The organism is Mucilaginibacter sp. CAU 1740, from assembly GCF_039839285.1.
Classification (GTDB): domain Bacteria; phylum Bacteroidota; class Bacteroidia; order Sphingobacteriales; family Sphingobacteriaceae; genus Mucilaginibacter.
The window spans coordinates 31,845-46,764 of sequence record NZ_JBDOQS010000003.1; the positions used below are offsets into that span (position 1 = coordinate 31,845).

The 14,920-nt window shown below is 43.3% G+C and carries 12 protein-coding genes; 6 read left to right on the forward strand and 6 right to left on the reverse strand.

Annotated elements, in window-relative coordinates; all coding sequences use genetic code 11:
- Positions 1 to 55 precede the first annotated feature (55 nt).
- The 5 genes from AAFN85_RS07620 to AAFN85_RS07640 all read left to right on the forward strand — a co-directional run bounded on the left by AAFN85_RS07620 (position 56) and on the right by AAFN85_RS07640 (position 6,380).
- Complete coding sequence (locus AAFN85_RS07620) at positions 56 to 2,296, forward strand: sodium-translocating pyrophosphatase (RefSeq protein ID WP_347526512.1); 2,241 nt, start codon at positions 56 to 58, stop codon at positions 2,294 to 2,296.
- 273 nt (positions 2,297 to 2,569) lie between these two features.
- On the forward strand, positions 2,570 to 2,734 hold the full coding sequence (locus AAFN85_RS07625) for a hypothetical protein (protein ID WP_347526513.1): 165 nt from the start codon (positions 2,570 to 2,572) through the stop codon (positions 2,732 to 2,734).
- Positions 2,735 to 2,977: 243 nt separating this feature from the next.
- Positions 2,978 to 4,534: an amino acid permease gene (locus AAFN85_RS07630; protein WP_347526514.1), complete on the forward strand. Its 1,557-nt coding sequence runs from the start codon at positions 2,978 to 2,980 to the stop codon at positions 4,532 to 4,534.
- Positions 4,535 to 4,630: 96 nt separating this feature from the next.
- Positions 4,631 to 5,794, forward strand: coding sequence for an MFS transporter (locus AAFN85_RS07635; protein ID WP_347526515.1), 1,164 nt, complete (start codon positions 4,631 to 4,633; stop codon positions 5,792 to 5,794).
- Between the two features lie 13 nt (positions 5,795 to 5,807).
- Positions 5,808 to 6,380: a MarC family protein gene (locus AAFN85_RS07640; protein WP_347526516.1), complete on the forward strand. Its 573-nt coding sequence runs from the start codon at positions 5,808 to 5,810 to the stop codon at positions 6,378 to 6,380.
- A gap of 279 nt (positions 6,381 to 6,659) precedes the next feature.
- Here the strand turns inward: AAFN85_RS07640 and AAFN85_RS07645 are convergent, their stop codons facing one another.
- The 5 genes from AAFN85_RS07645 to AAFN85_RS07665 all read right to left on the reverse strand — a co-directional run bounded on the left by AAFN85_RS07645 (position 6,660) and on the right by AAFN85_RS07665 (position 12,834).
- Entirely contained in the window at positions 6,660 to 7,829 is a 1,170-nt protein-coding gene (locus tag AAFN85_RS07645) for an RsmB/NOP family class I SAM-dependent RNA methyltransferase (protein ID WP_347526517.1), read from the reverse strand.
- A complete protein-coding gene (locus AAFN85_RS07650; protein WP_347526518.1) occupies positions 7,826 to 9,088 on the reverse strand; it encodes a hypothetical protein in 1,263 nt (420 codons plus the stop codon). Before AAFN85_RS07650 ends, AAFN85_RS07645 begins: the two co-directional genes overlap by 4 nt.
- Complete coding sequence (gene guaA, locus AAFN85_RS07655; RefSeq protein ID WP_347526519.1) at positions 9,045 to 10,574, reverse strand: glutamine-hydrolyzing GMP synthase; 1,530 nt, start codon at positions 10,572 to 10,574, stop codon at positions 9,045 to 9,047. The genes AAFN85_RS07650 and guaA overlap by 44 nt, the downstream gene beginning before the upstream one ends.
- A 591-nt stretch (positions 10,575 to 11,165) precedes the next feature.
- Positions 11,166 to 12,137 carry an SRPBCC domain-containing protein gene (locus tag AAFN85_RS07660; protein WP_347526520.1) on the reverse strand — a complete coding sequence of 324 codons (972 nt, stop codon included), beginning with the start codon at positions 12,135 to 12,137 and terminating at the stop codon, positions 11,166 to 11,168.
- A 331-nt stretch (positions 12,138 to 12,468) separates the two neighbouring features.
- Positions 12,469 to 12,834, reverse strand: coding sequence for a hypothetical protein (locus AAFN85_RS07665; RefSeq protein ID WP_347526521.1), 366 nt, complete (start codon positions 12,832 to 12,834; stop codon positions 12,469 to 12,471).
- Between the two features lie 152 nt (positions 12,835 to 12,986).
- Here AAFN85_RS07665 and ssb point away from each other — a divergent pair, with 152 nt between their 5' ends.
- Entirely contained in the window at positions 12,987 to 13,325 is a 339-nt protein-coding gene (ssb, locus tag AAFN85_RS07670; protein ID WP_347526523.1) for a single-stranded DNA-binding protein, read from the forward strand.
- A 246-nt stretch (positions 13,326 to 13,571) separates the two neighbouring features.
- Here ssb and AAFN85_RS07675 read toward each other — a convergent pair whose 3' ends face one another.
- A complete protein-coding gene (locus AAFN85_RS07675; RefSeq protein WP_347526524.1) occupies positions 13,572 to 14,825 on the reverse strand; it encodes a TlpA disulfide reductase family protein in 1,254 nt (417 codons plus the stop codon).
- Between the last annotated feature and the right edge of the window lie 95 nt (positions 14,826 to 14,920).

Sequence of the window (14,920 nt, forward strand, 5' to 3'; positions counted from 1 at the left end):
TATTATTTAACGCTGTGTAAACCAGCAGTACTACTTACTAAACCAAATTTGTGATATGGATTTTCTGAACAATTACTTAATTTATTTAATTCCTGTTTTTGGGCTTATCGGGATCCTGGTTATGGCTGTTAAAGCCGCGTGGGTTACCAAACAAGATGCCGGCGACGGCGAAATGGCTACACTGGCCGGCTACATTGCCGATGGTGCTATGGCGTTTTTACGTGCCGAGTGGAAAATACTCGGTTATTTTGTGGCCGTGGCGGGTATTCTGCTGGCTTACTCGGGCACTACGGTTGAAAACTCAAGCCCGGTTATCGCTATTTCTTTTATAATCGGCGCTTTCCTTTCGGCCTTTGCAGGCTTTTTGGGCATGCGGATAGCTACCAAAGCTAACGTACGCACCACGCAGGCAGCGCGTACCAGTTTGGCACAAGCATTAAAAGTTTCGTTTACCGGCGGTACTGTGATGGGCCTTGGTGTTGCCGGACTTGCAATTATTGGTTTAGGATCGTTATTTATTGTTTTTTATACCATGTACGTTAAGAGTACTGGTGGCAGCGTTAATGGCGACGCGATGGAGAAAGCGCTTGAGGTATTGGCAGGCTTCTCCTTAGGTGCCGAATCAATCGCTTTGTTTGCACGTGTAGGCGGTGGTATTTACACCAAAGCGGCCGACGTAGGTGCCGACCTTGTAGGTAAAGTTGAAGCGGGCATCCCGGAAGATGACGTACGTAACCCAGCCACCATTGCCGATAACGTAGGCGATAACGTAGGTGACGTTGCCGGTATGGGTGCCGACCTTTTTGGATCGTACGTGGCTACAATGCTGGCTACCATGGTGCTTGGCCGCGAGATCCGTTCAGCAGATGCCTTCGGTGGTATTGCCCCGGTACTATTACCAATGGTAATTGCCGGTTTAGGACTGATATTCTCGATAGTAGGCGCATCATTTGTAAAAATAAAAGGCGACGATTCGAATGTGCAGAATGCCCTGAACGTGGGCAACTGGATGTCGATCGTGTTAACCGCCATAGCAACCTTCTTTGTGGTAAACTGGATGCTGCCTGATGGCGGTATGCACCTTATTCGCGACGAAGCAAGCCTGAACGTATTAAAAGCGGGTGCTGTTGAGTTTACCAAATCGGGGGTGTTTCTGGCCATTGTTGTAGGCCTAATTGTAGGTACTTTAATGTCAATCATTACAGAGTACTACACTGCTATGGGTAAACGCCCGGTGTTAAGCATTATCAGGCAATCATCAACCGGTCACGCTACCAATATTATCGGCGGTCTTTCGGTAGGTATGGAATCAACCGTGTTGCCAATTTTGGTATTGGCAGCCGGTATTTATGGTTCATACCACTTTGCCGGTTTATACGGTGTGGCTATCGCTGCAGCCGGTATGATGGCTACAACAGCCATGCAATTAGCTATCGACGCCTTCGGCCCTATTGCTGATAATGCCGGTGGTATTGCAGAAATGAGCCGTTTGCCTGAAGAAGTTCGTCACCGTACAGATAACCTCGATGCCGTGGGTAACACTACCGCCGCTACAGGTAAAGGCTTCGCTATCGCTTCGGCCGCATTAACATCTTTGGCGCTATTCGCAGCTTTTGTGGGTGTGGCTGGTATTGAACATATTGATATTTATAAGGCCGATGTGTTGGCCGGTTTATTTATAGGCGGGATGATCCCGTTCATTTTCTCGGCCTTGTGTATTTCGGCGGTTGGTCGCGCGGCCATGTCGATGGTGGAAGAGGTTCGTCGCCAGTTCCGCGAAATTCCTGGCATTATGGAGTACAAGGCTAAGCCTGAGTACGAAAAATGCGTGGCTATTTCAACACAGGCTTCTATCCGTGAGATGGTTGCTCCCGGCTTAATTGCTTTGATCACCCCTATCGTGATCGGCTTTTTGTTCGGTCCGGAGGTATTAGGCGGTTTATTGGCCGGTGTTACCGTATCGGGCGTGTTAATGGGTATTTTCCAGAGCAATGCCGGTGGTGCATGGGATAACGCTAAAAAATCATTCGAAAAAGGTTGCGATATCAATGGTGAGATCTTTTATAAAAAATCTGAACCACATAAAGCATCAGTAACAGGTGATACCGTGGGCGATCCTTTTAAGGATACTTCGGGACCGTCAATGAATATTTTGATCAAATTGATGTCGATTGTTTCGTTGGTTATCGCGCCGCATTTAAATCATCCTAATAAAACAAGCGCCAGTAACCAGAAGGGTTTTGATAAACATCCAGTAGCTATGCATGTGATTGTTAAGGCTGACGGGAAAGCTTAGTTAATTTATGTCTGAATCAGAATTTACAGAATTTTAAAATTTTCAGAATAGAAGCGTTTAAGATTCTGTGAATCCTTAAACTGTGAATTCTGATTCAGACAATATTCCAGTTGCTTAAGTTGGAAACTTAAGCTATTTTACACCATGGGTTACGCTGCGCTAAACCCGCGGCAGATTGAGATTGATTTTTTTGTGTTGTTGTTGTTATTAACGTAATGCTAAATTGAAAACGAAATTTGCGTTAGGGATTGCAGCGAAAAACCCACAGCCGCGGTGGCCTTAGCGCGCGGGCAAGGCGAGGATTTGCAGCGAAAAGCCCGCCCGTTGGCTAACGGGAACGCCCTGATTCAGTTAGCAGCTATAAGCGCCCAGTTGGCAGTATTGAAAGCCATGTACAATATTGAATTTCCAAACGCTTATTATCTCATAACTTTCTAAACTGCAACACCTACCTGTAATACCAATAAACAATATCACAAGTTAAAAACCAATCTCTCTATTTCCTTTTAATCTACATTTCTGCATCCAAAAACACTACTGTTTTACTCGTCTTTTACAACTTAATATTTTGATAATTAATACTTAACTGTTGTTTCATTCGGCTCTTTATGTTTTCAATAAATTTAAGTACGTTTGGGGAAATGTAAATTTTTAATTTTTGACTGATCTTACTAATTTAAAATGAAGTTATTTATCAAGAAACCGATTGCGCAACTAATGGCTGCTTCGGCAGAGACTGAGAAATCCCTAAAGCGTACTTTAGGTGTTGGCTCACTCATAGCACTCGGCATTGGCGCTATTATTGGTGCTGGTATTTTTGTGCGTACAGCTGCTGCTGCGGGCGAACATGCCGGTCCGGCCGTTACCATCTCTTTCCTTATTGCAGCTGCAGGTTGCGCGTTGGCAGGTTTATGCTACGCGGAGTTTGCCAGTATGATCCCTATCGCAGGATCGGCATACACCTACTCTTATGCTACTATGGGCGAGTTTATTGCCTGGATCATTGGCTGGGATTTAGTGCTTGAATATGCACTTGGTGCCGCTACTGTTGCTATTGGCTGGTCGCAATATTTCAATGAGTTTTTAACAACCTTCTTCAACGTGCATGTACCTTACGCATGGTCGCACTCGTTTATGGAAGTTTCAAATACTACCGTTGGTATGTATGCTAACGAGGTAGGTACCAGGGGTATTGTTAACCTACCTGCCATTTTTGTTTTATTCCTGCTTACGTTATTACTGATCCGAGGTACCGCTGAGTCGGCAATTGTAAACAACATTATCGTAATTGTAAAAGTTGCTATCGTATTAATGATAATTGGTTTAGGCTGGCACTTTATTAACCCAGCGTTCCACACTCCATATACCATCCCTGCTGATGCGGGCGTTATTAAAGTGAGTGCAGGTACGGTTGATTATTCTGATACTTTTAACCATGGATGGCTTGGCGTATTGCGCGGTGCAAGTGTGGTATTCTTCGCCTTTATCGGTTTCGACGCTGTTTCAACAGCTGCACAGGAAGCTAAAAACCCGCAAAGGGATATGCCAAAAGGGATCCTGATCTCGTTGGTATTTTGTACTGCGCTTTACATCCTGTTCTCGCACGTGTTAACCGGTTTGGTATCATACAAAGATTTCCTTATTCAAGGTAAAGAAGCTTCTGTAAGCTACGCTATCAAAACCGCTATGCCTGGTTATGGTTGGTTAGCATCGTTTGTTACGGTATCAATTTTGGCAGGTTTCTCTTCGGTGATCCTGGTGATGCTGATGGGCCAAACCCGCGTATTCTACACCATGAGTACAGATGGCTTGATCCCTAAAGTGTTTTCAAAACTGCACCCTAAATTCCGTACACCATACAAATCACAATGGTTATTCTTCGTGTTTGTATCGTTATTTGCAGGTTTTATTCCTGATAAATATGTAGGCGATATGGTGAGTATTGGTACCTTATTTGCTTTCGTACTGGTATGTTTGGGTATCTTCATTTTAAGAAGAACAGATCCAAACATCGAGCGTCCGTTTAAAACCCCTGCCTACATGATCGTTTGTCCGCTTGGGGCAATCATTTGTTTGTGTATGATCGCCAGCGAAGGTTGGGAAAACTGGGCAAGGCTTATTGTTTGGCTATTGATCGGTTTCGCGGTTTACTTTGGCTATAGCATCAAACGTTCGCACGTTAGGCATGGTAAAGTTGAAAGTGCTGCTGATCCTATCAACCCTAAATTTGTTGAATAGTATATAACAATGTTATTATAAACAAAAAAGGTTCTGAGCATTCAGAACCTTTTTTGTTACATTCAATTTTCACTGGCTAACCAATAAAACCGTTTAATGAAGGGCGATAAAAACCTGTGGGTATTAGTATTTGTATGTGTGATCAACTCGTTGGGGTTTGGCATTATTGTACCTATCCTTTACTCGTACGGTAAAAAATTTGGCATTACCGGCGAAACGCTGGGTGTACTTACCGCCTCATTTTCTATTGCCCAGTTTTTTGCTACTCCGATTTTGGGTTCGTTATCTGACAAATGGGGGCGAAAACCTCTACTGGTGATTAGCCTGGCAGGAACCTGTATCTCCTTCATCCTTTTTGCCGAAGCCCGCAGCATGATCATGTTATTCGCTGCTCGTATATTAGATGGGCTTACCGGCGGTAATGTATCGGTAGCGCAGGCCATGGTATCTGATACGGCCAAACCTGATAACCGGGCTAAAAGGTTTGGCATATTGAGTTCGGCTTTTGGATTTGGTTTTGTGATAGGGCCAGCCATTGGTGGTTTTTTAAACCAATATGGTATGCAGGTACCTTTTTACTTCGCGGCGGGAATTTCGCTGATCGGAACACTTTGCAGCCTGTTCTTTTTAAAGGAGACCAACCCACCCGATAAATCTAAAACTACATCAGAAAAATCGAAATTCACTTTTGCTTCGCTGATCACAACTTTGAAAAGGCCGACCATTGGCACAGCTGTTTTTACTGGTTTTCTGTTAACTATGGGGCAGTTTACCATGATCATAGGGTTCCAAACTTTTAGTGTTGATATATTAAAGATCAATCCTACCCAAATCGGTATTCTATACGCAGGTTTCGGGGTAAGTGGGATCATCATGCAGTTATGCGTGCCGCTATTTACCAAATGGTTTTCATCCAAATCGATGATTCTGCTACTATCTACTTTTCTTTGTTTAGCAGCAATGTTTATAACTGGTTTAACCAATCATTTTATTCCTTTTGTTATTGGTATTTGCATTTACGGCCTATTCAACGGGCTGCGTAATCCGATGCTTAATGCTATTATTGCCGATCATATCGACCATAAAGAGCAGGGCAAGATATTGGGCATCAATCAGTCGTACGCTTCCATCGGTCAAACCCTCGGACCAATCACCGCGGGCTTTGCAGCTTTGCTATCGGTACATGCAATTTTCTTCTTATCTTCATGCTATATTTTAGCCGCGTTTCTGCTAAGTTTCCGGTTAAAGCGTAAAGAATAAAAATCCGAAAGCCATGCCGCACCCATTTATTATTAAGGAGATCATTTCGGTTACGATGATCCTTTTTGCCATTATCGATATTTTGGGCGCTATACCGGTTATTATCCAGCTGAGGCAACGCGTAGGTCATATCGAATCGGAAAAGGCAAGCATAGCCGTGCTGGTCCTTATGGTGACCTTTTTATTTGTGGGGGATGAGCTGCTTGCGGTTATAGGCCTGGATATTTCTTCGTTCGCGATAGCTGGTTCGTTGGTGATATTTATTATTGCTATGGAAATGATTCTGGGTGTTGACTTTTTTAAAGAGGAATTACCTCAAGCAGCATCGATTGTGCCCCTCGCCTTCCCGCTGATTGCCGGGGCGGGTACTATGACTACTTTACTTTCTCTTAAATCGCAATATCAAACGCAGAATATCCTTGTGGGCATTGTGTTGAATACCCTGGTTGTTTACCTGGTGCTTAAAAATGTTAAGTGGCTTGAAAAATTATTAGGACCTATTGGATTAAGTGTGCTGCGGAAGGCTTTTGGAATTATTTTGCTGGCGATAGCTATTAAGTTATTTAGGAGCAATACGCATTTGTAGCCCCCCAGCCCCCTAAAGGGGGAGTAAAAACTAATCTGCCGCGGGTTTAGCGATAGCGTAACCCGTGGTGTAAAACTACTTAAGTCTCCGACTTAAGTCACAAAAAGGAAGGCAAGTTGGTATTGGGGTCAAGTCAGAGACTTAACCTGTTATTCCCACGGGTTACGCTATCGCTAAACCCGCGGTAGTAATTGGTTGGGCGCGACGTGGCAATAGCATAACAAAGCGGTTATACTTCCGTGCGATTGCCGCGCTACGCTTATAATGACATGTAGATAATTAAACCACCGGCGGACTCAACCTCGCCACAAACATGGTATCCGCCTTCCGCTCATACCCTTTCAATACAGCCTTCTCTTCCAGCTTCAATCCCAATTCATTCACCAAATAATCCACCACGTCCTCATTCTCACCCTTAAAAGCCGAGCAGGTAATATAGATAAGCGGCTTACCCGGCTTAAGGTATTTAACTACATTTTGGGCTATACTTTTTTGAAGCTTTTGGAAAAACTCGATTTTATGGATATCAAACTGGGCTATCATTTCCGGCGTACGCCCCCAGGTACCTGCGCCGCTGCATGGCGCATCGAGGATGATGCCATCGAAAGCATAATCATGCATTACCTGGTCTACATTCTGAGTAAGATCAATCGCTTTCTTTTGATACTTTGTTAGGCCAGCTAATTGAAAACGCTCATCCAGGTTAGCTAATATCGATTCGCGGATATCAGATACTACCAGTTTGATATTAGGCTCATCCTCGTGCAGTAAAAGCGATTTACCGCCAGATGCCGCGCAGGCATCCCACCAGCTATCCCAACGTTGCGGCTTAAAGTAATTGCCTGTTTGCTGCGATGAATAATCCTGAACTTCAAACCAATGTTGTTTAGCAAATATGGTTTCTAAGCGGGTTCCGTTGGGTAGGGAATAGCAGCCGTTGCCTTCATCTTTAAATACCACCTGTGCTTTGGTCAGCTCGGCTTTAACCAAATGGTCATAACCGTTGCGTACGCGGATAAATAGATCGGGCTGACAGAAGAATGATTTCAGAAAAGCTTTTTTATCTATCCCCTCCGAAAGTTCATTACTCCAGGGGAAAACATCTTCCAGTTTAAAATCGGGATAAGCGGTTTTTACAAGCGCTATCTTATCATCATCACTAAAACCTACACAGGCAGCCCAATCGGGCTTAAAGTTTTGCAGGAAAGAGTTGGTTTGGGTGTTGCACAGAAACTCGGCAACCATTAGGCGCTCATCTTCGGGTAGATTGGGCAGTGCCCTGCCTAACCTGAAGTAGTTATACACCAACCTGCTGGCCACTCTCCTATCCGTAGAGCCCATTTGTTTGTTTTGACGATAAAAGCCTGGTAAAAATTTACTTAGTGGCGTATCGGCCGGGTATTCACCCAAAATTCGCTGAAACGTTTTAAGCTGGTTTATAGCCTTCATTCTACCTGTTTTAACTCAAAGTTAGTGTATGTTAATATATTTACGTGGGTATTTACCCAACCCAACGCAGGTTTTTTGATAAAGTGAAAACTATTGTGCAGTCCCGTAAAATCAGTTTGATTAATTGCCGCCACGCCCTTATCGGCAAAAAGCAACTTTCCGAAATACAAACCTTCATCAAAACCTTTTATGGCGTATTCGGTCGGTTCAACGTGGTAAGCCTTTCTATAGTTGCGTAAAAATGTAACTGTCGCGCCCGATTTGTAGTTTATTTTTTCGGTAGAGGTAATATGCGTTTGCAAACGTTGTAACAGCTGCGGTTTCAGGAAACTGAATTTTTCCCAGTTTGGGTGCCCGAACAGCATTACCGGGTAATGTTTGTTCAACGTATCTAACGAGCGCAGGGTAACACCTAAAAACGCCTGATCAATAGCAGGCACAACAAATACGTTCTTTTCTGTTTTGGATAGCTGCGGCAACAAGCTGCTCAAATTCCCCCTGACAACAAACAGCGTTACTACCTTTACCTTTTTTTTGCTCAGGCTATCGATAGCTTTTTTAAAGTTAACAGCGTAATCCTTTTCCTGGTTAAAGCCGGAACGTAGAATAAAGATCTTTTTAGGCTTAACCGTTTTGTTGATGTATTCGGCAGCACCCCAGGCATGGTACTCCAATGGCGGGATCACCGTAACCAAATTAGGCCGGTTAACGGTAGCCGGATTGGCTGGTGAAAGCGGTGACACGATTATCCCTTTTGAATATGATAAAGCCGCATTAAAAGCCTTGATACTTTGCGGAAATACAGGCCCCACAATCAGATCGGCCGAGCGGACAGCCGGGTTTAGGGCAAGGCCCCGTGTTTGCATAGTTTCGTCCTGCGAATCATCAAACACCTGCAATTTAAAATTGCTTCCATCGGCGGTAAGCGAATCCAACGCTAATTTAAAACCCTGGTAATACTCTACAGACATATTGGCTTTACTCAAACCAGCAGGACTATAGCGCTGTGCAGGGTTTAAATGCTCCAGGCCAAATGGCAAGATCATGGAGATGGTGGCCACCTTACCTTCGGCGGCTTTCTCGGGCTGTTTTTCGGTAGCTGTTTCGGGCTTTTTGGTAATGTTATCAGCTGGCTTTTTTACGGTAGTTGCTACCGGCCGCACCTTTGGTGAACATGCGGCCAGCAGCAATGCTATGGTAAAAAATAATAACCGCTTATTCCCACTCAATAGTGGCAGGCGGTTTTGAGCTGATATCATATACTACCCGGTTAATTCCTTTTACGTTGTTGATGATCTCGTTGCTGATCTTAGCCAGCAGATCGTATGGCAAGTGGCACCAGTCGGCGGTCATCCCGTCAACAGATTCAACAGCGCGTAAGCAGATCACGTTCTCGTAAGTACGCTCATCGCCCATTACCCCTACCGATTGTACCGGTAAAAATATCGCGCCTGCCTGCCAAACTTTATCGTAAACCCCGGCACTGCGTAAATTGTTTATATAAATCGCATCGGCTTCCTGTAAAATGGCAACTTTTTCCGGAGTGATATCACCCAGGATCCTGATTGCCAAACCCGGACCAGGGAAAGGATGGCGGCCTAAAATATTAGGATCGATACCTAAAGCTTTACCTACTTTCCTTACTTCATCTTTAAATAAAGTATTAAGCGGCTCAACAACTTTAAGCTTCATAAAATCGGGCAGACCACCTACGTTATGGTGCGATTTGATAGTAGCCGAAGGGCCTTTAACCGAAACCGACTCGATCACGTCCGGGTAAATAGTACCCTGGCCAAGCCATTTCACATCCTGAACCTCGTGCGCGGCATCATCAAATACCTCGATAAATACACGACCGATAGCTTTACGTTTCTTTTCAGGATCGATCAAACCGGCCAACGCATCATAAAAGCGTTGTTTGGCATCGATGCCTTTTATGTTAAGGCCCATGTGTTTGTATGATTCAAGCACCTGCTCGTACTCATCTTTACGCAATAAGCCGTTATCAACAAATATACAGTGTAGGTTTTTACCGATGGCATGGTGTAATAATACGGCTGCTACCGATGAATCCACACCGCCTGATAAACCAAGCACTACTTTATCATCGCCTAATTTTTCGCGAAGGGCAGCGATTGTAGTTTCGATAAACGAATCTGGTGTCCAATCCTGTTTGCAACCGCAAATATCAACCAAAAAGTTTTGCAACAACTGCTTGCCATCAATACTATGAGTAACCTCCGGGTGGAATTGGATGCCGTAAGTTTGCGTACCTGTTACCTGGTAAGCGGCAACCCTTACGCTATCAGTACTGGCAATAACCTCAAAATTATCGCCGATGCTCGCAATGGTATCCCCATGCGACATCCAAACCTGCGAACCGCCCGGAATATCTTTAAACAGCGGGTTTTCCTGGTTAATGTATTCCAAATTTGCACGACCGTACTCGCGGGTGCTTGATGGCAATACTTCGCCGCCATGAAAATGCGCAACATATTGTGCACCATAGCAAACACCTAAAATAGGGCGAGTGGTATGGAACTGCGCAAAATCAAAGTGAGGTGCATCTTCCTGCCTTACAGAATAAGGACTGCCGGAAAGGATGATACCTTTTACACTGCTGTCAATTTCGGGATAATGATTGAAGGGGTGGATCTCACAATAAATATTGAGCTCCCTGACACGGCGCGCTATAAGCTGGGTGAACTGCGAGCCAAAGTCAAGAATGAGGATTTTTTCTTGCATGGGCAAAGATAGGATTTTGATATGAGATGTGAGATATCAGATTTGAGATTTTCAGGGAGTTAAGGGTTGAACCGGGATTTGGGGGATTTTTTGGATTAAGGGATTTTGTCTGAATCAGAATTTAAGAATTAGCAGAATGGTGGCAAGTTAGATTGATCTCTTGCGCTCATCTGTGATGAGGGCTTAATGTGGGTTCGCAACTGTGATGCGCGACACGCGATACAATCGCGCCCCCCATGTTTTAAACACTCGTTGGAAACCTACCGTGTACCCATATCTTACTAAAGATGAATGACAAATAAAAGAAGATGTCATTTCGAACGAGCAGGCGCAGGAAAAAGCGGGGCGCGAGGAGAAATCTTGTACGCCCTGCATGTTCGCTTTGCATGGCGTACAAGATTTCTCCTCACTGCCAGCACACAATCCCTCCCAGGTTCGTTCGAAATGACAAAAGACTTAATTAAACTATTGCTCAACAAGATATGGGTGCACGGTAGGTTTGGAATGAGCGTAAGAAAAAAATCCTGTCTATCCCACAGATCCCCCCAAATCCCTGTTCAGACAAAATATCCTGCGAATCCTTAAATCCCATTAATCATGGTTCACATTCTGATACGTCAACATCCAATTAATCCCAAACTTATCAGTCAACTCCGCAAAGTAAGCCCCAAAAAACATATCGGCCAACGGCATGCTTACCTTCCCTCCTGCCGATAACTCATTAAACAAACGCTCGGTTTCCTCCCGGCTTTCAGGCTCTACGTTGATGTGCATATTATTGCCGGTGTTAAGTTTAAAGCCCATGCTTTCGGGAGCATCGGTTGCCATCAGCACATGGCCCCCCATAATGGTTAGTTCGGCGTGGATGATGAGTTTTTTATCTTCCTCCTTCATCTGTACCTCGGCAGGCAACTCGATATCGCTAAAACGGGTGAGTTTTTTACCGGTAAACTCGCCCCTGAAAACATCTTTATAAAAAAGAAAAGCTTCTTCAGTATTGCCGGGGAAGTTGAGGTAAGTGGTAACCCGAGGCGCGTTACTGGTTTTCATTTCCTTACGGAGTTTAAATCCCGCGGCGAGGTAATCATCCAGATTGCTTAAGCCCGCGGTGAAGCCTTCCTGGAAGCCCATGCCCACTATCTTTTCCAGATCAGTTAGCTGATCAAAGTATATATCGATATTAACCGTAGTGCGTTCTCCTTCACCGGTAAAATTCTTTTCCCAGTTCATAACGGGCAAATCGGCATCGGTCACCCCATCCTCATTGCAAAACGAAACCGCGTTGGTAATTTTTTGAGGGGTTACGATAGTTTTAAACTCCTCTTTACACCATGACGAGTGCTCGGTATGCTCCGGACCAACCATCTGATAGATCCATCGACCACCTTCTCTGAAATCCATTTCCTTGGTTTCGGCGCGGTACGGCTTTGGTGCCCACCATTGGTCGAGCATTTCACTTTCCGTCCAGGCGCGCCAAACCAGATCTATAGGAGCATCAAATGCCCTTACTACGTTTAGCTTTTTGTTTTGAAGGTCTTTGGTAAACACAGCTTCGTTTGTCATGACTGTTTTATTTTAGGTTTTTATTGGTATCTAAACTTAGATAAACGATCACATATTTGCAACCGTTTGATTGCAAATATAAACGCAACTATTCAGTTGCGAAAATTTATTTTTAAAAACCTTGATTTTTAGAGGCTGTTTAAAATAAAAAAAGCGTCACTACGAGGTACGAAGCAATCGCACGGAGGTCGAGCAGCTAAGCATATCCTCCTGTACAGTTCGCGATTGCTTCGTTCCTTATAATGACGTAGTGGATATGTAATAGTTTATCTCCCGTTTTTAGGCAGCTTCATAGGATTAAGTGCTTACCGGGTGTTTTGTTTGATTATTACTAATCTTTCTGACCATCCCGTTTTACCAGCAGCACCTCGTCGTTATCCAGCAACAGGTAACCATATTCGTAGTTAAAATAGTAAGTCGAATTATTTTTAGTTTGATAGATACTGGTGATATAATCAAAATCGAAACCTTTTGCAGCGAGTTTTTTGCGGGTGGTTTTGGTTTTTCCCGTTGGGTTTAGCTCTTCCAGTATGCGGCGGTTGCGCTTTAGTGTATTGTTGATATTACGCACCAGATTGTAGCTATTGCTGTTAAGCTGATTATTATAATTGTTGCGGCACAGATCGTTACAAAACTTTTTATCGGCACGGCCTTGCAGGGGCGTACCGCAATCTAAGCAAACTCTTTCCTGGTTCATGTTATAAAGATAAATAATAAATTATCCGTTTGCAAACGCTTACAAACGGATACTATCGACTATAAACGGTTAATAACCGGGTAATTTTTCCGCCCTACCCCACCTTTGTATCGTTAACTCAAACGAACCAAAAACATTTAAATAATAAAACGATGAACTCATTAAGAAACAGTGTACGCCTGGTGGGCAATTTAGGTATGGATCCCGAAGTAAAAGTTTATGATACAGATAAAAAGATGGTACGCCTATCTATAGCTACCAACGAGAGCTATAAAAACGACAAAGGCGAAAAAATTACCGACACCCAATGGCACAATCTTATTTTTTGGGGTATGCAGGCCAAAATTGCCGAAGATCTATTAAAAAAAGGCGACGAGGTAGCTATTGAAGGAAAACTAACCAACCGCAGCTATACCGATAAGGAAGGGGTTAAACGCTATGTATCAGAAGTGGTAGTAAATGAATTTTTGAAAGTTGGTGCCCGCGCCTGAAGAGCAGATGACCTAAAACAAAAGCCTGTTGGGCAATGGAGCGCAAAACCGATAAATGATATCGGGATGGTGTCGCCTAAAGAATAGCAGTAAAAATCAATCGGTATTCGCCCAACCCGGCAAAGGAGAGTAACAACAACATTGGTAACAGCCAAATACACGCGGCTTTAAACCTAAACCTTAGCTTATCACAAAGCTGTTGCCGGTGTTGTTGTTAAATTTATCTACTTAACTGAAACAAAAAAATCAAAGAGATTTTGATAAAATGCTACGCACTTGATCGGCGCTGGGATCAATGGCCAATATTTGCCCTGTTTTATTAAGTAATATCATCATACCTCCCTGGTTGCTTATCGCATACTTATTCCAAATTGAATGCTTATCATCCAATTCAAGTAGATTTAACCAGGGATATTTTAAGCGTTTTAGCGCAGCGGCCAACGCTTTTGTATTTTTGTATTCGCGCGCTACTCCTATCACCTGAAATCCTTTGTTTTTAAACGACTCATAAACCGACTTTATTAAACTCGAGTTGGCAATACATGAACCGCACCATGAGCCCCAAAAATCAAGCAGCGTAACCCGCCCTCTCACCAAATCGGCAATACGATGTTGTTTCCCCTGTAAATCGGGCGCCGAAAAATCGATGAAGTTATTTCCTTCGGTAAGATGTAAATATCCCTTCATGGCGTTCCCTATAAACAACGTATAAGGATGATTCGGAAACCGTGCTGCAAAAACAGGGTATTGAGTTTGAATGTTTTTAATAATATCAGGTCTATCTTTCCTAAACAGAATATCTTCCTGTAAAAGAAAATAGCCTACAAAATCAATGTGCGAAGCAATAAACTGATAGCGATATAGCAACATCTCAGCATTTAGTGTATCATTTGATCTTTGTAAGATTTTACCTTCGCTGGTTAAATGATTTCCCGTTTTGATAAGGCTATCTAGCTTACGATATATTAGCGTACGACGTTCATGATCCGTCTCTTTTTTCAGCTCGTTTCGTACGCTACCCATCTCCGGCGAATAATAATTACCTGCTTCTGAAAGCAAATCTTGCTTTTTCGATAAACTATCCCGCGAAGGTTTAAACTTAGCATCTAACCCTGCTAAATATTCAAAATACTCTTTATTAAACGCTCCTCCATTTACAGTATTTTTTTCCCATTCAAGCTGAGGATGCAATTTCATGCTGATGCTTCCGTTTACCGGAAAAAAGGTTATCGAACGCCAGGAGCCTTCATCACTCTCATCTTTAAAAGTAAGTTCATAGGCTTCAGCAACCTTGTAAGGAAAGGCATATTCAAAATGACCATTTTTTATAGGAATCAGTCGACCCGTATTACGAACATCTTCCGTCTTTTTGGTTAGTATAAGTGTTGTACTTTTACGATTAACTACTATTCCCTTTAACTTGCAAACATATTGAGCTTTAACGTGCAAGGATGTTATAAGGAATATCAAAAGCGGCAGTGTAATACGAGTTGCTTTCATGATTAAAGGTTGAAGTTCGATTCGAATATAGCAATTTCGTGATTTACGATAATATTAAAACAAAACCTTTGCCGACATGCAATGTAGCTTTCATA

Bases quoted from the DNA above. Each gene is read 5' to 3' on its own strand.
- AAFN85_RS07620 (WP_347526512.1), top strand. From the start codon at position 56: ATGGATTTTCTGAACAATTACTTAATTTATTTAATTCCTGTTTTTGGG.
- AAFN85_RS07630 (WP_347526514.1), top strand. From the start codon at position 2,978: ATGAAGTTATTTATCAAGAAACCGATTGCGCAACTAATGGCTGCTTCG.
- AAFN85_RS07635 (WP_347526515.1), top strand. From the start codon at position 4,631: ATGAAGGGCGATAAAAACCTGTGGGTATTAGTATTTGTATGTGTGATC.
- AAFN85_RS07640 (WP_347526516.1), top strand. From the start codon at position 5,808: ATGCCGCACCCATTTATTATTAAGGAGATCATTTCGGTTACGATGATC.
- AAFN85_RS07645 (WP_347526517.1), bottom strand. From the start codon at position 7,829: ATGAAGGCTATAAACCAGCTTAAAACGTTTCAGCGAATTTTGGGTGAA.
- AAFN85_RS07650 (WP_347526518.1), bottom strand. From the start codon at position 9,088: ATGATATCAGCTCAAAACCGCCTGCCACTATTGAGTGGGAATAAGCGG.
- guaA (WP_347526519.1), bottom strand. From the start codon at position 10,574: ATGCAAGAAAAAATCCTCATTCTTGACTTTGGCTCGCAGTTCACCCAG.
- AAFN85_RS07660 (WP_347526520.1), bottom strand. From the start codon at position 12,137: ATGACAAACGAAGCTGTGTTTACCAAAGACCTTCAAAACAAAAAGCTA.
- AAFN85_RS07665 (WP_347526521.1), bottom strand. From the start codon at position 12,834: ATGAACCAGGAAAGAGTTTGCTTAGATTGCGGTACGCCCCTGCAAGGC.
- ssb (WP_347526523.1), top strand. From the start codon at position 12,987: ATGAACTCATTAAGAAACAGTGTACGCCTGGTGGGCAATTTAGGTATG.
- AAFN85_RS07675 (WP_347526524.1), bottom strand. From the start codon at position 14,825: ATGAAAGCAACTCGTATTACACTGCCGCTTTTGATATTCCTTATAACA.